Here is a 21,147-nt window from a genome sequence, read left to right on the forward strand (position 1 = left end):
ACGGCGGAGCCCGGAGCGGCGCCGCTTTTGTTTATGAAGAAGAATGCGGGACGGGGAATCGTTTTATGGAGAATGTGCTGCTGACTTTCTGCGTCGGCTTTGCCGTCGCTTTTATATTTTTTAAGCTGAAGGTCCCAGGCGGGATGCTTATCGGTGCGGTCTGCGGCACTGTCGCTTTGTCGCTGACGACCGGCATGGCGGAGATGCCTTTTACCGCGAAGTTCATCGCGCAGGTTGCGGCGGGGGCCTTTATCGGCTGCTCCGTGAGCGTGAAGGACATTATGGCGCTGAAATATATCAGCCTGCCCGCCGCCATCGTCATCGCGGGATTCCTCGCGCTCAACATTGTTCTCGGCTTCGTGCTCTATCATTTCACCTCTCTCGACGCCATCACGGCGCTGCTGTGCTCCGTGCCGGGCGGCATGAGCGACGTGCCGCTGATCGCCTTCGATATGCACGCCGACGTTGCGGAGGTCGTTGTGCTCCAGTTCGTGCGCCTCTGCGTCGGCATCGGCTTCTTCCCTCTTTGGATATCGTGGATGGGGCGCAGGAAGAACTGCGCCGGCGAGGTCTCTCCCTCGGCGGCTGCGGAGAGCGGCGGCGGAGGCAAGGACAAGCTCACGCCGCAGGCCGCGGCGGCTGCGTTCGGCACGGCGCTCGCCTGCGGCTACGCCGGTCTCCGGCTGCACGTCCCCGCGGGCGCTCTGCTCTTTTCCATAATAGGCACGCTCGCGCTGAAAATGGCCGGGATTCCCGCCGCGCTGCCGCGCTGGTTCAAGCGCTTCGCGCAGGTGCTTTCCGGCACGTACATCGGCTGTTCCATAGGTGCGGAAGCCCTGCGCAACATTCCGCTGCTCATCGTCCCCGCGATTATCATAGTCGCGGCCTATATGGTCAACGCCTATATCGCGGGCCATATCCTCTGGAAGAAATTCCACATCCCGTTCAAGGAAGCTATGCTCATGATGACCCCGGCGGGCGCGAGCGACATGGCGCTCATCGCGGCGGACATCGGGGTAAACAGCCCGTCGCTCGTCGTCATGCAGATTTTCAGAATGCTGATGGCGGCGTCGATATTCCCGCAGATTTGTTATCAGATAGCTAAATTATTCTAGGCGCGCCTACTTCACGGGCCGCAGGATTGTCAGCGGGGTTTCGTGCAGGCCGTTTGCTTTTATTGCGATTACGTCGAAGGGGACGGGGCAGTTCAGATCGTGCGGAAAGGTGAAGGTCAGCCGCTTTTCGGTCGCGCGGTCGCCGTATTCGTTGAGCGCAAGGAAGGCTTTCGCCGCCGCGTTTTCTTTCGGATAGTCAACGCTGCCGTCGCCCTTGACCGCGGTAAATTCGTATTTCTGCGGGCTGCGGGAGTTCCAGTTTGTCTCGGCGCGCGCGTGTACGGCGAAGCCCTCGGCCTCGGGCGTTATCGTTACGGCCACGACGTTGTGGCCCGGCATCTTCATGTGGTCTATGATGAATTCCGTCGCGCCGTTCTCTCGCACGTGGGCGGCGAGCGCGGGGCTGTCGAGCGCGTCGCAGACGGCGAAGGCGGCGCTGACGGCGAGCGCCTCGCACTGCGCGAGCTCGCGCCTTTCGTACTCTCCCTTCGTGACTATGCGCCAGCCGATAAAAAAGAACGACGCTATCACTCCGGCGAATATCAGATATTTTGCGATTTTCTGCAATGCGTTCGACGTTTTCTCTTTCATGTGCGTATTATACAGTATTTCGGCGCGCCTTATGCTAGAATGTCATGCGGTGATGCGCTATGGACGGGCTGAATAATAAAGAAACCGGCAACGCGGTGCGTATAGACGTTGAAAAACCGGACGGGGCGGACATCGTCCGCGACGAGGTATGGCTCATCTGCGCGGTGGCGAAGTGGGTCGTCCTCGCAATCGTGACGGGGTTCGCCGTCGGCCTGGTGGCGGGCGGATTTCTGCTCGCGCTGCGCTGGAGCATGGACAAGGCCGCGGCGCTCGGACGGCTGCATTATCTTCTGCTTTTCCCCGGACTTATCGTCAGCTACTTCCTCGTGCGGCTGCTCGCGCCGCAGTCCGCTGGCCACGGCACGGAGGCGGTCATCGACGCTATTCACAACAAGCGCCGCACCGTCATCGACGTGAAGGCTGTGCCGGTCAAGATAGCGGCGACAATCGTAACTATCTCGTCGGGCGGCTCCGTCGGCATCGAAGGGCCCTGCGCGCAGATAGGCTCCGGCGTCTCCTACGTCATCGGCAAAATTTTCAACCTCGACGAATCGGATTTGAAAAAGGTTATTATATGCGGCATCGCCGCGGGCTTCTGCGCCGTCTTCAGCACGCCGGTGACGGGCGCTATTTTCGCCGTCGAGGTGCTCTTCGTCGGACAGATATTCTACGACGTGCTTTTCCCGTCGCTTATCAGCGGCATAGTCGGCTACTTCACGGCGGCGGCTATGGGCGCGGGCCACGGCGTCAACATCGCTGTCGCCGTACCGGAGCTCGGGCCGTGGGCGCTCGCCGCGTCGCTGCTCGGCGGGATATTCTTCGGAGTCGTCGCAATCGCCAACATCGAGGGAATCCACCTCGCGCAGAAGACCTTCGCGCGCTTCGGCGTGACGGGGTGGAAGCGCCCCGTCGCGGGCGCGGCGCTGCTGCTCGCGATAGGGCTGCTCTTCGGCGGGGAATTCCTCGGTCTCGGCAGCGACACTATCTGGGCGATGGTGGCGGGGGAGGAGAGCCTGCCGCTAGGCTTCGCCGTCAAAATCGCAGCGATGGGCATAACGCTCGCCGCGGGCGGCTGCGGCGGAGAGATAACGCCGACCTTCTTCATCGGCGCGTCGTCCGGGCTGCTCTTCTCGATGATAACGGGGCTCGACCCGTCGTTCTGCGCGGCGCTCGGCGTATGCGCGGTGCTCGCTGCCTCGACCAACACGCCGATTTCAGGCACGCTCTTCGCAATGGAGCTCTTCGGCGCGCAGATAGCGGCCTTCGCGGGCGTCGCCTGCGCGGTATCGTACCTCGTCGTCGGCCACAGAAGCCTCTACCCAACGCAGGTGCTGCTCTCGCCCAAGTCGCGCGCCTTCTCGATACGGCGCACGGAGCGCGGCGAGCAGCTCGTCCGCCGCTTCGACAGCATATCGCTGCGCCGCATAATAAAATTCTATCTCGAAAGATTCGTAAGCAGGATAATAGAAAGGAGGCGCTGAAAAACGATGCGCAAAGCCCTTAACATGATACTCACCGCGCTCTCCGCGGCGATACTGATGGTGTGGATATGGAAATTCTTCGGCCCCGGCAGCGAAGAGACGCGCCGCGCCGGCAGCGCCGCGCTCGGCGGCATAGGCTCCAGCTACGGCGGGCTGCTCTGGATATCGATATCGGTCGTCTGCCTCGGCTACCTTCTGTGGCGTTTCATGAGCTGGTTCTTCTGGCACAAATACTTCCGCGAAGACCCGCCCGACGAGGAATAATAAAAAAGCCCGCCCCTAAGAGGCGAGCTCGTGATATTCGGCAACTTCAATAGCCTTCTCGGCGACGACCGCCTCGACCCTGCCGCGCTCGCCGCACGGATAGCTGCACGCGAGGCCGCAGCTCGCCGAAATCTGGCGCGGCACGGGGATGATCTTCACGTCCAGCCCCGAGGCGCGGCACGCCTTCTCAAAGAAGAGCGCCATGTGCGTAGTGTCGAAAGTTGCGAGACATTCCATACTGCATCCCTCCGCGGAAATACTTCCATCCACATATTTTTACCACATCTTTCGGTTATTATAAACAAGCGGGCGCTCGCTCTTGTTCAACCTGACAAAGCCGATTGCCGCCAATTTTTGAAGCCCTTGCAAAAACGTGGACGTAATCACGAAAACGGGGTAAAATACACAAGTCAAACGAAAGGGATAGAGATTTTATCCTTGCACTCAAGAGGAGGAAAATTGATGACGTTCAAGAAGATTCTTACGGTAATGACGGTCGCCTTATCGGCTCTCGTCCTCGCGGGCGCGGCCTTCGCCGCCGACACGGTCGGAACCATCGACACGCAGAAGGTCATGTTCCAGCACCCGAAATTCCAGCAGGTGCAGCGCCAGGTTCGCGACGTGACCGAAAAGCTCCAGAAGGACGCGCAGGCCGCCATCGACAAAGAGAGCGACAACAAGAAAAAAGCTGAAATCTACCAGACGAAGCGCCAGGAGCTCGCCCAGGAAGAAAGAAAGCTCATGGAGCCGCTCTTCAAGGAAATCAACCTCGCCATGAGGACCGTCGCTAACCAGAAGAAGCTCACCGTAGTCATGGATAAGGGCGTCGTATTCTACGGCGGCACCGACATCACAGACGCGGTCATCGCCGAACTCAAAAAGACAAGCAAATAACCCCGCGTTCCGAAACAAGCGACACGCACGGCGGCTCATACGGGCCGCCGTTTTTCGTGCCGTGATGCTATACTATGTGCGGTCACTAAAACACAACGGAGGTGCTGTTATGGCTGAGAATCTCAACATAAGCGCGGTGCAGATAGACATACCCGAGGACGCGAACGTAATCGTCGGGCAGAGCCACTTCATCAAGACCGTCGAAGACATCTACGAGGCGATGGCGACCGCCGCGCCCTGCATAGAATTCGGCGTCGCCTTCTGCGAAGCGTCCGGCGACTGCCTCATCCGCCACGACGGGAACAACGCGGAGATGGAGAAGTGCGCGATAGAAAACGCGCAGAAAATGAACGCGGGCCACACATTTATCATAGTAATGCGCAAAGGCTACCCCATCAACGTGCTCAACAGGATAAAGGACGTGCAGGAGGTCTGCCGCATATTCGCCGCCACCGCGAACCCGCTCCAGGTGCTCGTCGCCGAAAGCGCGCAGGGCCGCGGAGTCATCGGAGTAATCGACGGCTTCCCGACCAAAGGCGTCGAGGACGAAAAAGGCGCTGAATGGCGCGTCTCGCTCCTGCGCGACATCATAGGGTATAAGAGATAGCCGTCTCCCAAATTTAAGGGAAACAACGCAGGCCCCCGCGCGGCGAGCGGAAATGCGCCGCGCGGGGCTTTTTTACGCCCGCACGCATAAGCAAAAGCCGGGGCGGTTCGCGCCGCCCCGGCTCCAATGCTCCGCCCTCCCGCCCGGTCCGGGGAGCGGCTCACTGTCTGTACATTAAACGCAACATAAGCGTTTCAACTCACGCGCCGGTGTCGGCGCGACTAATTTATACTGTTTAACCTATTTAAGAAAACGCCTGTTAATCGTCATTCCGCGCTGCGACGCGGAATCCAGTGTCGTCAAATTCCGTAACGTATCGGAATCAGAAGCCGCTGGGCCCCGCGTCCATCGGCGAAAACGCCGCCGATAGGGTCTGCCCCGTTTCATCGGGCGCTAGGAACGGCCAGAAGAAATCTAAAATGTCAGCTACGCTGACAAGCCGTTCCGTCGGAGCGCGGGGCGACGAGATGGCTGTCTCTTGTATAAAGGTGAGCAAGAATCAAGAATATAAAACGGCGGGGGAGCGCCGGGGCTTCCCCGCCGCGCGCTGTTGGGAGCGCAGCCTGCGGCGAAGCCCTTATCTCTTCGCGTCGAGCTCCGCTTTAAGCTCGCGTATCAGCTCCATGTTCTGCCTGATAATGTCCTCGTTGCGCGCGTTCTGCTCTTCGAGCTCGTCGAGCTTCGCCTGCATAGCGATGACCTGATTGCGCAGGCCGTTCATCGTCCCCGCGACCTTCGGTTTGTCGGACGATTTGCCGACGGTGAAGCTCACGCCCGCGCGGCCCATGAGGTCTCCGTCGGAGCAGAGCGACGCGCCGAGGTTGAACATCACGTTCTCCTTCGCGTAATGGAAGACGCCGACCGCCACGGCGTACTCGTCGCGGTACGTGCCTATCGCGGCGGAAAGCGTGGTCGGCTCGTATGGGTTATAGTCGATCGGGTGAAGCCCAGACAGCGCCGCCGCGTGCGCTCCGACGATATTCACATCCTCGCGCAGGTCGTCCATGCGGCGGTAGATGTCATTGCCCATGCCGTCCATACGCTGATAGGCGTCCCAGAGCTGGCCGCCGTTTATCGCGTCCTTGCTTCCCTCGTACACGCCGCCGTCGGCGAGGCCGGTTATCTTCCCGCCGCCCATGTTTATGTTCGTGCCGCCGGTACTGATGCCGGAGCTGGAAATGTTGACCTTATCGCCTACTGTGATTTCGCTGAATTTTGGATTGTCGACTACGCTGACGGTGTACTTGTTTCCTTCGCCGCCGTCGCTCGTTATTTTGATGTTATTGCCGCCGTTGAGAGTGAGCGTATCGCCGGGGCCGATGTTGGACGAGCCTGCGGTCGAGCCGCCGGTGTTTCCGCCGTCGCCAGTGGTTCCCGAACTGCCGGATGCGCCGTCGTTCGTCGCCTCGAACTTCCATCCGTTTGCGAGATAGTCGAAAGCATCTTGAATTGAAGAGAATGTATTGTCCTTTATCGTAAACTGACCGGTGAGCGCGCCGTCCGTAAAGCTCCAGCCGCCGTCCTCGCCTCCGAACGCAGTCGCGACGCTTTCCCCAAATCTCTTAAGCTGGTTCACGTTCACCGCGTCCGTACCGTTGATTCCCTCTGCAAGATTCACTATGCGGCGCTGGAATGCCGCGTAGCTGACGCCGTCCACGGCCGTGCCGTCGTAACCGACCGATATGGCGTCATCTTCCGTTGCGACCGACTGATAGCCGAGCGCGAGAGATTTATCGCCTGTCGCTTTAGCGTTATGACCTATCGCATATGTGAACTGTCCGCTTGCGTCTGCCTTGTTGCCTATAGCGTATGCATATTCGTGCCTGGCTTTTGCTTCCGTGCCGAATGCAAACGTACTCTCAAAGCTTGATACGGCCTTCCATCCCAGCGCGTAGCTTCTATTGCCGGATGCGAGCGCCCCATGTCCGAGTGAGTATGCGTTTTCACCGGTCGATTGGGCTCCCGAGCCTATCGCAACGCTGTATTGTGCCGATGCTTTAGCTTTGTTGCCGAGAGCGACCGATTTCATCCATGCTTCTGCCTGGTCTCCGATTGCTACGCCGTAAGCGCCCTGCACCAAAGCGTTGTAGCCCATTGCTATGCTGCCGTTGCCGTTGCTGTTCCAACCGAAGTCCTCATCGTTCGGGTCGTCGTTATCAATATCTATGACGGATGCGCCGTTGCCTATTGCGATACTGTTATATCCGTCGACTCTGTTTTCTTTGGGGTCTGATGGGTCTACGGGGTCAGGCTCTGCATTGGAATCCGGATTTTTTATAATAATGCTTCCGGCGCCATCTCCGGGCTCTACCGTTACGTTCGCCGAAGCGGCCGGCGTTATGAGCAGCGCCGCAATAAAGAGCGCCGCCAGTAATTTTGTTAGTTTCATAGCTGCATAAGAACTCCTTTCATGTTTGTCCGCTTTTCGAAGCGCACAACTCCAACAGCGGACTTGTCTCCGTTTTCTCACTGGTTCTAAGATTTATCTGTTTTTGGAAATCTACAGCGAAAGACAGACGCGCCTGCGCGTTACGAATCGTCCGCGAAATACAGGTACTGCATCGCAAAAAGGCACACGAACATTAAGGCGTTTGTGCGCCTTTCTTTTGTCAGAGCCTTTATATGTGTATATAAATTGTTGACATACTTAGAAGAATGTATACGGGGTGGGGGTCAGTGTAACATATCCAGATAAAGCATATCCGTAAGTCTGCATCTCTCTAACCCGCCCTTTCTTGAAAAAATCTGCGCCGTCCGCGCACATTTAGAGATATTTTACACAAGTTGCACGTTTTTGCAATAGAGGGAATTTTTAATTTTTCCCGCGCGGAGCGTCGAGGCGTGCCGCGCGGGCTTTTTTGTACGGATTGGCGGCTAGTTCCGCGCGCCGCGCTCGTGGTGGTGCGCGAGGTATTTTTTGCCGAAGAGCGCGCCGCACGCGGCGAAGGCCGCGGAGACGGCGAGGCCGGCGAAGAGCGGGTCGCCGGGCATACGCGCGAAGGCCCAGGCGAGCATCGCGGCGAGGCCGCCGCAGCATGAGGCGAGCGCCCAGACGGGCGGCAGCAGGCCGGGCTTGAGCACGGCCGCGACGAAGGGGATGAAGCTGCCCGCGCCGCGCAGCCCCATGCTGAGGAAGCTCCATTCGAGAATCATGGAGCCGGTGGTCGCCGTCCCGATGAGCGCCGCGGCGGCGGTCATGAGCGCGACGAGCGCGGTTTCGGATATCGATGCGGCGGCTTTCGCAAGCGCGGCGGCGGGGCCTCTGTTTTCGGGGCGCGCCGCGTAACCTGCGAGGCGCTCGCGCGGTATCATGTTTTTCGCGATGTTTGTCGCGATGCCGAGCATGAGCCCCGCGGCGCAGCCGACGACTGTGATGACGACGCCGCCCCAGAGCAGCCCGCCTATGAGCGGCGGGAAGGAGTTCATGATGAACCACGAGAGCACCTGGTCGGGCTGTACCTCCGCGCCGCTCGCGCGGACGGAGAGGCCGACGGCCGTGCCGAGCAGCCCCATCGGCGGCATGATGAGCGCCGAGGCGAAGGCGCCGCGCCGCGCCGCGTGGAGGTTCTTGGCCGCGGCGAAGGACTGGATGTATATCTGCGTCGTGAATACGCCGACTATCATCGAGGCGAGGTATCCTAGCTCGGGGATGAAGCCGCGGCCGAAGGGGTTGAACCACGGCTGGAAGACAAGGTTCTGCCGCATCGCCGCAAATCCGCCCCAGCCGAGCGCCGCGGCGGCGCAGGCCGTGAGCGTGACGAATAGCAGCGCTATCTTCGCCTCGCCGAGCTTTGCGAAGCTTTTCATGCCGCCGAAGGCGACGAAGCCCCATATCGAGAGCGCCGCGACGAGCGCCGCCGCGGGCACGGAGAGCGGAAGGACGCCGCGCAGCAGCGCGATGCAGGAGAGGAACTGCGCGCATATCGAGATGAAGGTGCCGAGCGACGAGGCCGCCGTCGCGGCGAGCGCTATGCCGCGGCCGCAGCGTCCGCCGCCGTAGCTCGCGTTCAGGTAGTCGGCTATCGTCGTGATGCGCGACCTGCGCAGCGGCACGGCGAAGCGCAGCGCGAGGAGCAGGCAGCCTATGCCGCCGCCGAGCGCGAACCACCAGGCGGTCATGCCGTAGCTGTAGGCCATCTGCACGGTGCCGACGGTCGAAGCGCCGCCGACGAGGGAGCCGAGCAGTATGCCCGTGACGCCCGCCGCGCCGGCTTTTCTGCCGCCGAGGCTGTAATCTTTTTTCGCGCCGCCGCGCCCCAGCATCACGCCCGCCGCGAAGAAGGCGGCGAGCAGCGCGCAGGCGGAAAGGTAGAATGAAAGCATGAGAACCACTCCCTCGACGAATTCATCAGATATATTACACCCGCGGGCGGCGCTGCGGCGCGCGCGCACTTGTTTTTCTCACCTCTCTTTGTTATTCTTTACACAATGAGTTGAACTCTGGGGTCGGCATATACGACAAGCATTCAGGAGGCAGAATCGATATGACTTTGCAGGAGCTGGCATCGTTCCTCGATGCCCAAAACGTCTCTACGTCGGATGATCTTAACAGCATTATTGTAAACAACGCCTACGCATGCGACCTTATGAGCGACGTGCTCGCGTTCTGCACGCCGGGGTCGCTGCTGCTCACGGGGCTGACGAACGTCCAGATCGTGCGCACGGCGCAGATGCTCGACATCCCCGCCATCGTCTTCGTGCGCGGCAAGAGGCCGCTGGAGGAGACGATACAGCTCGCGAGGGAGAACGGCATCCCGATACTTCTGACGCGGTACAGCATGTTCGAGTCGTGCGGAATTCTTTTCGCGAAGGGCATGAAGCCGAGCCAAGACATTCAGGAGATCTAGGCTATGGGCGCCCCTGTCTGTCTCGAATACAGAATCGAGGGCAACGATTTTATGGTCGCGGGCGCGGCCTCCAACAATATAAAAAATACCCTCAAAATGCTCGGCATCGACTCCGGCATCTGCCGCAGGGTGGCGATAATCACCTACGAGGCGGAGATAAACCTCGTCATCCACGCGGGCGGAGGAATGCTGAAGGCGGAGATTTACGAAGACCACGTGGTGCTCATAGCGGAGGACCAGGGGCCCGGTATCGCGGATATCAGCAAGGCGATGACGGAAGGATTTACGACGGCGAGCGACCAGGCGCGCGAGATGGGTTTCGGCGCGGGCATGGGGCTGCCGAATATAAAGCGAAACAGCGACGTTTTCAATATAGAATCCGAGGTCGGCGTCGGAACGACTCTGACCTGCACCGTGTATTTCAATAAAAAATAGACGCGCGAGGAGGGACGGCAATGCTCCACAGCGTTAAAATCTCAAGGGCGGCCTGCCAGGGGTGCGTCAACTGCATCCGCGTCTGCCCGACGGAAGCTATCCGCATCGTCGACGGAGAGATAAGCATTCTCGAAGAGCTCTGCATCGACTGCGGCGAGTGTCTGCGCTCGTGCCACAGGCAGGCGCTCGGCATAGAGGAGGACGACTGGAACGCCGTAAGGGAGAATCAGAACGTCCCCATCGTCACCGATCCGGTGTTCTTTTCACAGTTCAGCCACTACAACGACCCGTCGACGCTGGAGGCCGTGCTCGCGTCGATGAACGTGAATCCGCTCATAGACGAGATAGAAGAGGCCTTCGACCTTTCCGCGGCGGCTACGGCGCAGATGATAGCGCGCGCGGCCCCCGCGTCGCTGCCGCTGATATCATGTTACTGTCCGTCGGCGCTGCGGCTGATTCAGGCGCGTTTTCCCGAGCTTTTGTCTCGCGTCGTGCCTGTATTCTCGCCGCTCGAGCTTGCGGCGGACCTATGGAAGATGCGCACCAGCAGCTCCGCGCCGGTGACGCTTCTCGCGCCGTGCTCCGCGAAGATAACCATGGTGCGCGAGCCGCAGGGGCGCGAGCGCTCGCCGCTCGACGCCGCGGTGACGGTGCGCCGCGTCGCACGCAGCATCATGGCGGGCAACGTCTCCGCGTCGCACGACCACCCGAGGAAGCTGCGCAGCAACCGCTGGATACAGTGGGCGCGCCGCGGCGGGGAATCGAAGCATATACAGGCCTTTTCCGAGAAAAAGCTGAACCTCATCGCCGTATCGGGCATGAGGAACACGCTCGACGTGCTTCAGGAGCTTGAGCTCGGGCGGCTGCGCAACGTCGACTTCGTAGAGTGCCGCACCTGCGACACGGGCTGCGTCGGCGGCGTCGGCACGGCGGACTCGCGCTTCCTCGCGAGCCTGCGCCTCAACAACATACAGACCGACTGGAACGTAACGCCGCAGAACCAGCGCCGCGTCGAGGAGCTCTGCGCTATGGACTTCTGGACGATAACGAAGGACTACGCGCCGAGGCCGCGCCTGCCGCTCTCGAACAACGTAGCCGAGGCGATGGTGAAGCTTCAGCAGATGAAGGAAATATACTCCGGGCTGCCGCATATAGACTGCGGGTCGTGCGGACGCCCGTCGTGCCAGGCGATGGCCGAGGAGATAGTAAGAGGACACGGCTCCGTGACCGACTGCATCTTCAAGCTGCGCGAGGGCATAGCCTCGCTCGCGAACAAGATAGTCGTGCTGTCGGAGTCGCAGCCGCAGACCCTTAAAAGAAGGAGTGGAACGAAATGACCGTAAGCGAGATTTGCGAAGCGCTCGGCGGCGAGCTGCAGTGCGAGGGCGACAAGGGACGCGAGATAACCGGCGCGACCGCGGGAGACCTCCTGAGCTTCATAATGGGGACGGCCCCGGAGGGAGCCGCGTGGGTGACGGTGCAGGCGCACCTCAACGTCGCCGCCGTCGCTGTGCTCAAGGACCTGCCGCTCATCATCATAGCCTCGGGCAGAAAAGCCCCCGACGACCTGATAGAGCGCTGCAAGACGGAAAACATAGCGATCCTCTCCGTGCCGGAGACGCTTTACGCGACCTGCGTGAAGCTCGCCGCGCTTGGGCTCGCGGGATAACGTCGCGTTGCTGAAGCCCTTCTGGGTCGACCTCCACATACACACGCTGCTCTCGCCCTGCGGCGAGCTCGAGATGGGCGCGCCCGAGGTAATCGAAAAGGCGCGCGAGGCCGGCCTCGATATAATCGGCATAGCCGACCACAACACATGCGAAAACTACCCGGGGATGGCGGGCGCTGCGCAGAACGGCGGGCGTCCCGGCGTCCCCGTCGTGCTTCCGTGCATCGAGGCGCAGAGCGCGGAGGACATCCACACGCTCTGCGTCTTCCCGGAATATCCGCTTGCGCTTGAATTTAAGGAATGGCTCTGGAAGCGCATCCGCCCGATTAAAAACGACGTCGAGCACTTCGGCTACCAGATAGTCGTAGACGCCGAGAACGGCATCGTAAAGGAAGAAGAAGTTCTGCTGATACAGGGCGCGGGCTACGAAGTGGATCAGATTGTGGAAAAGGCGCGCGCGCTGGGTGGCCTTGCGATACTCGCCCACGTCGACCGCCCCGCCTTCTCCTACACCGCGGCGCTCGGCCCGATGCCCGAGGACTATCCCGCGGACGCTTTCGAGCTCTCGCGCCGCCTCAACTCCGACGAGGCGCAGAAATGGCGCGAACGCTACCCGGGGCGCGCCTTCATCCGCTCATCGGACTCGCATACGCTCGACACGATGTCGCGCGCGAACTGCACGAAGATGATGCTCGAAGCGCCGACCTTCGAAGAGATACGCATGGCGCTGCGCGGCGAGGGCGGGCGGCGCGTCTCGTGGCCCTGGGGATAAGGTAAAAATTTCAAACATGGCAAAAAAAGAAATACGTCTTTATAAATGCTCGGAGTGCGGCTACCAGAGCCAGACATTCATGGGCAAATGCCCTAAGTGCGGCTCGTGGGGGACGCTCGAACAGGAGGCGCAGCCCGCAGTTTCGCACGGGCCGCTGAACGAGCCGGTCAAAGCCGCCGTACCGATATCAGGCCTCGAAGTCGAAGAACAGGAAAGAATTCCATCGGGCATAGAAGAGCTCGACCGCGTCCTCGGAGGGGGCTGGGTGCGCGGCGGCGTGACGCTCCTGGGCGGCGAGCCCGGCGTCGGAAAATCCACGCTGCTGCTCCAGGTCTGCGCCGAGATGGCGAAACGCGGCGAGCGCGTGATTTATATATCGGGCGAAGAATCGTCGGGGCAGCTCGCGCTGCGCGGACGCCGCCTCGGCCTCATGACGCCCGGGCTTGACCTGCTCTGCGAGAGCGACCTTCCCTCGTCGCTCGCCGCCGCGGAGAAATACGGCTACGGCTTCATGGTCATCGACAGCGTGCAGGCCTTCCGCGCCGACAGCGAAAGCGGCTGGGCCGGCTCGCCGAACCAAGTAAAAGGCGTCGCCGCGATGGCCGTAGACACAGCTAAACGCTGCTCGATACCGACCGTCCTCGTCGGCCACATCACAAAACAGGGACAGATAGCGGGGCCGAAGCTGCTCGAACACCTCGTCGACGTCGTCCTGCTGTTCTCGGGCGAGCAGAACTCTCCGAACCGTCTGCTGCGCGCCGAGAAAAACCGCTACGGAAGCACCGAGGAGCTCGGAATCTTCGAAATGTCCGACAAGGGGCTCTCCGCCGTAAACGACCCGAGCCGCCTCTACTGGAACGGCACCGACCTCGGAAGCTCCGGCGTCTCGATAGCGATGACGCTCGAGGGCTCGCGCGCGCTCGCGGCTGAAATTCAGGCGCTCGCCTGCCCGACGCCCTTCCCGTACCCGAAGCGCACCGCGCGCGGAGTCGACGTGAACCGTCTGCAGCTGCTGCTCGCCGTCCTCGAACGCCGCTGCGGCGTCGCCACTCGCGCGAGCGACGTATATCTCAACGTCGCGGGCGGCCTTACGCTCAAAGACCCCGCCGCCGACCTCGGCATCTGCGCCTCGCTCGCCTCCGCCGCCGCAGACATCGAGCTCCCCTCCGACGTCTGCTTCATCGGCGAAGTCGGCCTCGCCGGGGAAGTCCGCCCCTGCGCGCGCACGCCGCTGCGGATAAAAGAAGCGGCCCGCCTCGGCTTCACGCGCGCCGTAATCAGCCGCCGCACCCCGAAAGAGACCTACCCGATAGAAACGCTGAAAATCTCCTCGCTTCGCGAAATAGTGGATTTGTTCCTGAAGAGATAGACGCGCGCGAATTACCGCGCGCGTTCGCCTCATTCCGCACGCCGTATCGGTCGTTCCGCGCTTCACATAATTTGCATAAATTGCCTATCGTTTTCCTTACAATTATATAAAAAATCTCTTGAAAATAATTTTTAGATGCTATATAATCCGCCTAGTAAGAGATGAAGGCGTAGTAAGCATAACGCGATTAAAATCAGTGATTTTTTATGCACAAACGAGAAATAAGGCTGTTTTATAGCTTTATTTTCGCTGATTTTTAGTGCATAAGAACGAAAAAGTGCGTTTGTAGCTCTGAAAATTATTTTTAGAAATTGACGGCGCAGCTCTCGGTCGTGCGTAAACAATGGAGGCGGCGCCGCAATCAAAAATAAAAGGGAGGCAGAGTGCATTATGAAGTGTACTCGAAAGATATGCTGAGTTCGACGACCAGGGCCTTCGGAAGTCCGCTGCGCTACGTGCAGGGACAGGGTGAGTTCGGCAGGCTGCCGCTTTACACGGCGCCTTACGGCAACGCCTGCGTCATCATCGACGGATTCCTCTATCAGGATCTCAACGCGCGTCTCGAAAAGGCTTACGCCGAAAGCGACGCCAAGTTTGTCTCGATATCCTTCAACGGCGAGTGCTGCGAAGAAGAGGTTGAGCGCATCGGCAGAATAGCCAGAGAAAACGGCGCGGCCGTGATAGTCGGTGCCGGCGGCGGCAAAACGATGGACACGGCGAAAATCTGCGCCGACGAGATGGGGCTGCCCGTCATCATAGCTCCGTCGTCCGCGTCGACCGACGCGCCGGTCAGCGAAATCGCGGTCGTCTACAAGCCCGACGGCGAGTATATCGGCTCGCGCAAGATGAAGAAGAACGCGGACCTCGTGCTCGTCGATACGGAAATCATCGTGAAGGCTCCGCGCCGCCTCTTCGTCGCCGGAATGGGCGACGCGCTCGCGACGTGGCTCGAAGCTCAGGCCTGCGAGTGCTCCGACTCCCCGAACTACATAGGCTCCGGCATGCGCCGCTGCAAGGCAGGCATGGCGATAGCGAAGGCGAGCTGGGACATACTTTTCGAAGATGGCGAGAAGGCGCTCATGGCGCTCGACAGCGGAGTAGTCACCGAAGCCTTTGAAAACGTCGTCGAAGCGAACACGCTGCTCTCCGGCCTCGGCTTCCTCAACACCGGCCTCGCGACGGCGCACGGAATACACTCCGGCCTCACGGTGCTGCCTGAGACGCACAAGTACCTCCACGGCGAAAAGGTCGCCTTCGGCATAGTCTGCCAGATGGTGCTCGAAAACACCCCGGCGGAGACCGTCGACAATGTCATGCGCTTCATGGTCGCCATCGGCCTGCCAGTCACGCTCGCCGACCTCGGCGTCGCGGCGGAGCACGACAAGGTGCTCGCGATAGCCGAAAAGACGGCGAACGGCCCGCTCATCCACCAGGAACCCTTCGCCGTGACGACGGAGCGCGTCTACGGAGCCATCATCGCGGCAGACGCTCTCGGCAGAAAATATAAAGGGCTGTAGTTTTTTTCAAAACTATACATAAACAACTTAATTGAGGAGGAACTAAGTTCACCATGAAAAAGCATCTTGTTTTTCTTCTGTTCGCCATGCTGATACTCGGCGTAAGCGCCACGTCGAGCGAAGCGAAGCCCGAGTTCACGCTTGAGTTCGGACACATCCAGAACCCCGGACACGCGCTCGCGATAGCGCCCGAGGAGTTCAAGGCTATGGTCGAAGAACGCACCGGCGGCAGGGTCAAGGTCAACCTCTATCCTTCCAGCCAGCTCGGCTCCGCCCGCGAGATGATGGAGCAGGTCACGATGGGCACGCTCGACATGACCTGCTGCGACACGGCGGACTGGGCCGCGGCGCTGAACATCCCGCAGCTCGCAGTCTTCAACATGCCCTTCCTTACGAAGGACCTCGACACGCAGGCCAAGCTTATCAACGACGTTGTTTCCGTCGAAGTCCCCAAGATGCTTGAGGGCTCCAACGTCCGCCTGCTCATGACCTACTCGAACGGAATCCGCCAGCCGCTTCTCAAGACGAAGCCCATCACGAAGCTTGAGGACATCAAGGGAATAAAGATGCGCACCGCCGAGACGCCGCTCTATGTCGACCTCTGGAACTGCCTCGGAGCCAGCACCGTCACCTCCGCGTGGAGCGAAGCCTACACGCTCCTCCAGCAGGGAGTCGCCGACGCCGTCGAAGCCGACGTAACCGGCCTCATCAACCAGAACCTCCAGGAGCAGGCGAAGTACTTCTCGAAGATAGGCCATCTGGGAGCCATCTACTGCGTGTTCATGAACAACGACAAATGGAACTCTATGCCGAAGGACCTTCAGGATATCGTACAGCAGTGCGCCGACGAGAGCCAGGCCAAGCAGCTGAAGGACCGCAGCGCCTCCGACGCGGCCGCCGAGAAGGTAATGGCCGAAGCGGGCGTAGCGATCAACGAAGTCACTCCCGAAGAGCGCGCGAAGATGAAGGACGCCTGCCAGCCGATCTACGACAAGTACGCGAAGGAATACAACCTCGGCGCGCTCATCGACTCGATGCTCGCCCTCAACAACTAATCCGCACTCCTAGCAGCAGCCCCGCGCACGCGCGTGACGGAAGCCCCGCCGCGCGTGCGCTTCTCAAAAACAAGAGGTGAAATCATTGAAAACCCTGCTGAAGATAGACAGGGCGATAGAGAACCTCCAGACATGGTTCTGCGCCCTGATGTTTATTCTGATATTGATTTTTGGCAGCCTCCAGGTATTCGGCCGCTTCGTGCTCCATTCGTCGCCGCCGTGGACGGAAGAGGCGATGCGCTTCTGCGGAATCTATCTGACCTTCATAGGCTCCGCGCTTACGGTCCGGGTCGACGGCCACGTTTCCGTCGACATCCTCATAAGCTTTATGAAGGACAACAAATCCCGCGCCGTGCTCTTCATAATAGGAAGGCTTATATGCGTGATATTCCTCATCATGTTCTTCCCCGGCGCTATGACGCTGGTCTCGAAGAGCTTCAATTCGCTCGGCGCGGCGATAAGGATTCCTTACGCCTACATCTACGCTGCGGCCCCGCTGGGAATAATCATGATGCTCTGCGCTTACGCGAGCGCCATTCCCCAGCTTGCGAAAGAATACCGGGAGGGTAAAAGATAAATGATTGAGATATCTCTAGTTACGCTTCTGATTTTCCTCGTGCTGGGCGTGCCGGTCAGCTTCGCAATCGGCCTTTCCGGGCTGCTCGCGATTATGTTCGGAAGCGAAATCCCGGCCTTCATGGCGGTGCAGCAGGCCATACGCGGCATGAACTCCTTCTCGCTCATGGCGGGCCCGCTCTTCATACTCGCAGGCGAAATCATGGGAGCTGCGGACCTTTCCGCGAGGATTCTTGATTTCTGCCGCGCCTGCGTATCCTCGGTGCGCGGCGGCATGGGAATGGTCTCCGTCCTCGCGAACATGATATTCGCGGGAATTTCCGGCTCCGGCGCGGCTACGATGAGCGCCGTCAGCACGCAGACCGTCCCCGAGCTTAAGAAAGAGGGCTACGACCACGGCTTCATCGCCTCGATGATAGCCGGTTCCGGAGCGCTCGCGCCGATAATTCCGCCGAGCACGAACATGATAGTCTACGCCTCGCTGACGGGCTTCTCCGTCGGAAAGCTCTTCATGGGCGGCCTGATGCCCGGCATTATCATAGGTATATGCCTGATGATTATGTGCTACTGGTACGCGAAGAAGTACGACGTCGACCGCGGCAGCGGAGCGTTCAGTCTGCGCCGCGTCGCGAAGGCGTTCATAAAATCGTTCTTCGCGCTCATCACGCCGGTCATCATCCTCGCGGGAGTCGTCACGGGCTTCTTCACCGCGACGGAGTCCAGCATCGTCGCCTGCATCTACGCGCTGATCTGCGGCTTCTTCATCTACCGCACGCTCAAAATAGGCGACCTGATGGGGATATTCAAGCGCGCCGCTTCTTCGTCAGCGATGCTCATGATGATTATGGGTATATCGAATATATATTCCTATATATTTGCGCGCGAAAACGTCACGCCGGTGGTGGAGCAGTTCCTGCTTTCGATTACCGATAATCCCTCCGTGCTCGTCTTCATAATCATCGTGATGATGCTCATCATCGGATGCTTCATGGAGACGCTCGCGGCGACCGCGGTCATACTGCCGACTCTCTATCCGATAGTCATGCACATGGGCGTAGACCCGCTGCTCTTCGGAGTCCTGTTCTCGATATCGACGGTCGTCGGCGCTCTGACGCCTCCTGTCGGGCTGTATCTGTTCCTGTCGATGAATATAGCGCAGGCGTCGTTCAAACAAGCTATAAGCTACACGGGGCCGGTCGTGCTCATAATTCTGGCGGTAATGCTGCTTATGTGGTTCTTCCCGCCGATCGTCACCTTTGTTCCTAATCTGCTTATGGGAGCTTAGGCAAAAGAGGAGTTTTTTATATGAAGCTAACTGTAGAAACGATACGCGTAAAGGATATGCGCTTCGGCGAGGAGACCTGCCTCAGGGACGGAGTCCTCTTCGTGAACAAGGAAGACATACTCGCCTTCGCGCAGCACGAGACGTGCTTTGAAACGCTGAAAATCGACATAACATATCCCGGCGATTCTACGCGTATCATCAACGTCGTGGACGTCGTGCAGCCGCGCTGCAAGGTCTCCGACAATATCGACTGGCCCGGCGTGCTGACGGACGACTACGAGATAGCCGGAAGCGGCGTGACGCGCGCCGTCGAGGGCGCGGGAATAGTCCTCTGCCAGAACGACACCTACTGGTCGAGAAAGTGGGGCTCCTTCGACATGAGCGGGGAGTGCGCCGCGATAAACCCGTACGCGAAGATGCCGGAGCTCGTCATCGAGCCGATGGCCCCCGAGGACGCGGATTTCCGCGAATACCGCGAGGCGCTGCGCAGGATAGGCTTCAAGACCAGCGTTCTGCTGGCGCGCGTCACGCTCGGACAGGCCGCCGATTCGTCGGAAACCTTCGACAACGAGACGCAGTACCCCGACCTTCCGAGCATCGCATATTCGTACCAGATATATTCGAAGCAGTACGACACGCAGAACTACCGCGAGCCGATGCTCTACGGCAACGCCGTGCCCGACACCTTCCCGCTCGTCATGCAGCCTACCGAAGTGCTCGACGGCGCTATATCGCCCTGCGGCGGCTTCCGCTGCGTGACGACCTACGAGATTCAGAACCATCCCGTCATCGTGGAGCTTATGCGCCGCCACGGGAAGGATTTGAACTTCGCCGGCGTTCTGATAACGGTCACGTCGGTCGAGGCGAAGCACAGAAACCTCGTCTCGAAGATGGCGGCGAGCCTTCTGAAAAACGTCCTCCACGCTGACGGGGTCATAGTCACGAAGGGCGTCGGCGGAGCCTCGACGCTCTGCGTCGGCGCGATAGCGAGCGAGGCGGAAAAGCTTGGCATCAAGGCCGTGCCGATAATCCAGATACTGAACGGCAAGAGCAACCTCGAAGTCGAGTGCATGATAAGCGAGCCGAACGTAGATTCGATAGTCTGCTCCGGCACCTACTACCACAACTTCACGCTTCCGCCGGTCAAGACGCTTCTCGGCGGCCCGCAGGACGCGCTTTACCTGAGCGGCGACGACGGCGTAATCGGAGGGCACAAGATAGCCACCGGCGACCCGGCGATAGGGCAGGTACGCTCGACCTACATGAAGCAGGTCGGCCTCATGAGCCAGGTCGGTTACTCATACGGCAAGGCCGTGGATTATTAAAGGATGTGCAGCGTTATGGAACAGAAAAAATGGCGGGTCGTCTGCTATATAAACCAGTTCTTCGGCCAGATCGGCGGAGAGGAGATGGCCCACGTCGGCTTTTCCGTAAAGCATGAGGCCGTAGGCCCGGCCAAGCTCTTTCAGAATCTTTTGAAGGACAGCTGCGAGGTAGTCGCGACGGTGATATGCGGCGACAACTACTTCGCCGACGACACGGCGCGCTCGACCGCCGAGGGGCTCGCCATAGTACGCGAGCTGAAGCCCGACCTCTTCATCGCGGGACCGGCCTTCAACGCGGGACGCTACGGCATCAGCTGCGGCAATATGGCCTCCGCCGTCGCGCGCGAGCTGCATATACCGACAGTAACGGGGATGTACCCCGAGAACCCGGCCGTCGACCTTTTCAGGAAAGACACCTACATCGTCAAGACCGGCATAATGTCGTCGCAGCTCCGCAACGTCGCGCCGGTCATGGCGAGCATAGGCCTGCGGCTGCTGACCGGCGGACACATCGGAAGCGCCGCCTCCGAGGGCTACATCATCCGCGACATAATACTCAACGAGGAACAGCCGCAGAACGCAGCGCAGCGCGCCATCGACATGGTGATGAAGAAAATCAAGGGCGAGCCCTTTGAAAGCGAGCTGCTGCCGCCGAAATTCGACATCGTCGAGCCAGCGCCGCCCGTCGCCGACATTACGAAGGCGAAGCTCGCGCTCGTCTCCGACGGAGGGCTTATCCCAGAGAGCAACCCCGACAAGCTGAAGCCGAACGGAAGCACCACGTGGGGACATTACGACTGGGACAAGCTCATAGCGGAGCCGCACTTCGTAATACACAGCGGCTACGACGGCACGTGGGTTATGGAAAATCCATACCGCCTCTTCCCAGTCGACGTGCTGCGCGAAGCCGTCGCCGAAGGCAGGCTCGGCGAGCTCGAGCCCGAAGTCTACGTCGCCACCGGCAACTGCGCCTCCGTCGCCGCCTCGAAGGAAAAGGGCCGCCAGATAGCGCAGGCGCTTCTCGCGAAGGGCGTGAACGCGGTCATACTGACCTCCACCTGAGGCACGAGCACTCGTTGCGGGTCAACGATTGTAAAAGAAATCGAGCGCGTAGGCATACCGGTGACGCAGATCTGCGCCGTCGTCGACATCGCGGGCTCGGTAGGAGCGTCGCGCATCCTTCGCGGATTCGCGATAACCTGCCCCGTCGGCAACCCGAACCTCAGCGAAGAGGACGAAAAGACCTGCCGCCGCCGCTACGTCGACAAGGCCCTGGAAATGCTTGCGGAGCCCGGCGTCAGAGGAAAGGTCACGGACCTCATCTAGCGGCGCGTATTTCACGGCG

The 21,147-nt window shown here is 60.0% G+C and carries 21 protein-coding genes; 17 read left to right on the forward strand and 4 right to left on the reverse strand.

From position 1 onward, the window contains the following. The first annotated feature begins 65 nt into the window (after positions 1-65). Positions 66-1,115, forward strand: a complete 1,050-nt coding sequence (locus ABGT66_RS05400) for an AbrB family transcriptional regulator (protein WP_300263905.1) — start codon at positions 66-68, stop codon at positions 1,113-1,115. Between the two features lie 6 nt (positions 1,116-1,121). Here ABGT66_RS05400 and ABGT66_RS05405 read toward each other — a convergent pair whose 3' ends face one another. Then, positions 1,122-1,706: a hypothetical protein gene (locus tag ABGT66_RS05405; RefSeq protein WP_346689349.1), complete on the reverse strand. Its 585-nt coding sequence runs from the start codon at positions 1,704-1,706 to the stop codon at positions 1,122-1,124. A gap of 59 nt (positions 1,707-1,765) precedes the next feature. Here ABGT66_RS05405 and ABGT66_RS05410 point away from each other — a divergent pair, with 59 nt between their 5' ends. Together ABGT66_RS05410 and ABGT66_RS05415 are read left to right on the forward strand one after the other, a co-directional pair. Then, a complete protein-coding gene (locus ABGT66_RS05410; RefSeq protein ID WP_346689351.1) occupies positions 1,766-3,187 on the forward strand; it encodes a chloride channel protein in 1,422 nt (473 codons plus the stop codon). A gap of 6 nt (positions 3,188-3,193) precedes the next feature. After that, positions 3,194-3,451: a hypothetical protein gene (locus ABGT66_RS05415; protein ID WP_303147529.1), complete on the forward strand. Its 258-nt coding sequence runs from the start codon at positions 3,194-3,196 to the stop codon at positions 3,449-3,451. A gap of 15 nt (positions 3,452-3,466) precedes the next feature. Here the strand turns inward: ABGT66_RS05415 and ABGT66_RS05420 are convergent, their stop codons facing one another. Further along, a complete protein-coding gene (locus tag ABGT66_RS05420; protein WP_300263898.1) occupies positions 3,467-3,688 on the reverse strand; it encodes a DUF3343 domain-containing protein in 222 nt (73 codons plus the stop codon). Between the two features lie 225 nt (positions 3,689-3,913). On the opposite strand from ABGT66_RS05420, the gene ABGT66_RS05425 reads away from it, so the two are divergent. Together ABGT66_RS05425 and ABGT66_RS05430 are read left to right on the forward strand one after the other, a co-directional pair. Continuing rightward, entirely contained in the window at positions 3,914-4,345 is a 432-nt protein-coding gene (locus ABGT66_RS05425; RefSeq protein ID WP_294193825.1) for an OmpH family outer membrane protein, read from the forward strand. 109 nt (positions 4,346-4,454) lie between these two features. Continuing rightward, on the forward strand, positions 4,455-4,952 hold the full coding sequence (locus ABGT66_RS05430; protein WP_346689354.1) for an adenosine-specific kinase: 498 nt from the start codon (positions 4,455-4,457) through the stop codon (positions 4,950-4,952). Between the two features lie 577 nt (positions 4,953-5,529). On the opposite strand, the gene ABGT66_RS05435 is transcribed toward ABGT66_RS05430, so the two are convergent. Both ABGT66_RS05435 and ABGT66_RS05440 read right to left on the reverse strand, forming a co-directional pair. Beyond that, a complete protein-coding gene (locus ABGT66_RS05435) occupies positions 5,530-7,341 on the reverse strand; it encodes a YadA-like family protein (protein ID WP_346689355.1) in 1,812 nt (603 codons plus the stop codon). A 485-nt stretch (positions 7,342-7,826) separates the two neighbouring features. Next, positions 7,827-9,275 carry a sodium:solute symporter family protein gene (locus tag ABGT66_RS05440; protein WP_346689357.1) on the reverse strand — a complete coding sequence of 483 codons (1,449 nt, stop codon included), beginning with the start codon at positions 9,273-9,275 and terminating at the stop codon, positions 7,827-7,829. 161 nt (positions 9,276-9,436) lie between these two features. On the opposite strand from ABGT66_RS05440, the gene ABGT66_RS05445 reads away from it, so the two are divergent. From ABGT66_RS05445 to ABGT66_RS05500, 12 genes are all read left to right on the forward strand, one after another. Further along, entirely contained in the window at positions 9,437-9,799 is a 363-nt protein-coding gene (locus ABGT66_RS05445; protein ID WP_294193822.1) for a DRTGG domain-containing protein, read from the forward strand. A 3-nt stretch (positions 9,800-9,802) separates the two neighbouring features. After that, the gene (locus ABGT66_RS05450; RefSeq protein WP_300264010.1) at positions 9,803-10,234 is read left to right on the forward strand and encodes an ATP-binding protein; all 432 of its coding nucleotides are present in this window, start codon (positions 9,803-9,805) and stop codon (positions 10,232-10,234) included. Between the two features lie 20 nt (positions 10,235-10,254). After that, positions 10,255-11,571, forward strand: coding sequence for a [Fe-Fe] hydrogenase large subunit C-terminal domain-containing protein (locus ABGT66_RS05455; protein WP_294193820.1), 1,317 nt, complete (start codon positions 10,255-10,257; stop codon positions 11,569-11,571). Next, on the forward strand, positions 11,568-11,903 hold the full coding sequence (locus ABGT66_RS05460) for a serine kinase (RefSeq protein WP_294193819.1): 336 nt from the start codon (positions 11,568-11,570) through the stop codon (positions 11,901-11,903). The genes ABGT66_RS05455 and ABGT66_RS05460 overlap by 4 nt, the downstream gene beginning before the upstream one ends. Positions 11,904-11,910: 7 nt before the next feature. Next, positions 11,911-12,675, forward strand: coding sequence for a PHP domain-containing protein (locus ABGT66_RS05465; protein ID WP_300264005.1), 765 nt, complete (start codon positions 11,911-11,913; stop codon positions 12,673-12,675). A gap of 16 nt (positions 12,676-12,691) precedes the next feature. Further along, a complete protein-coding gene (gene radA, locus ABGT66_RS05470; RefSeq protein WP_346689359.1) occupies positions 12,692-14,044 on the forward strand; it encodes a DNA repair protein RadA in 1,353 nt (450 codons plus the stop codon). A 383-nt stretch (positions 14,045-14,427) separates the two neighbouring features. Further along, positions 14,428-15,561 (forward strand): glycerol dehydrogenase, encoded by a 1,134-nt coding sequence (locus ABGT66_RS05475; protein WP_346689361.1) that lies wholly within the window; start codon positions 14,428-14,430, stop codon positions 15,559-15,561. A gap of 53 nt (positions 15,562-15,614) precedes the next feature. After that, a complete protein-coding gene (locus ABGT66_RS05480) occupies positions 15,615-16,616 on the forward strand; it encodes a TRAP transporter substrate-binding protein (protein ID WP_346689363.1) in 1,002 nt (333 codons plus the stop codon). A gap of 85 nt (positions 16,617-16,701) precedes the next feature. Next, positions 16,702-17,193 carry a TRAP transporter small permease gene (locus ABGT66_RS05485; protein ID WP_303147514.1) on the forward strand — a complete coding sequence of 164 codons (492 nt, stop codon included), beginning with the start codon at positions 16,702-16,704 and terminating at the stop codon, positions 17,191-17,193. Further along, complete coding sequence (locus tag ABGT66_RS05490) at positions 17,194-18,477, forward strand: TRAP transporter large permease (RefSeq protein WP_294193813.1); 1,284 nt, start codon at positions 17,194-17,196, stop codon at positions 18,475-18,477. A gap of 20 nt (positions 18,478-18,497) precedes the next feature. Further along, positions 18,498-19,802: a glycine/sarcosine/betaine reductase component B subunit gene (locus tag ABGT66_RS05495; RefSeq protein ID WP_346689365.1), complete on the forward strand. Its 1,305-nt coding sequence runs from the start codon at positions 18,498-18,500 to the stop codon at positions 19,800-19,802. Between the two features lie 15 nt (positions 19,803-19,817). Beyond that, a complete protein-coding gene (locus tag ABGT66_RS05500; protein WP_346689367.1) occupies positions 19,818-21,128 on the forward strand; it encodes a glycine/betaine/sarcosine/D-proline family reductase selenoprotein B in 1,311 nt (436 codons plus the stop codon). Positions 21,129-21,147 lie beyond the last annotated feature (19 nt).

It is taken from the genome of uncultured Cloacibacillus sp., from assembly GCF_963926575.1.
GTDB lineage: Bacteria > Synergistota > Synergistia > Synergistales > Synergistaceae > Caccocola > Caccocola faecigallinarum.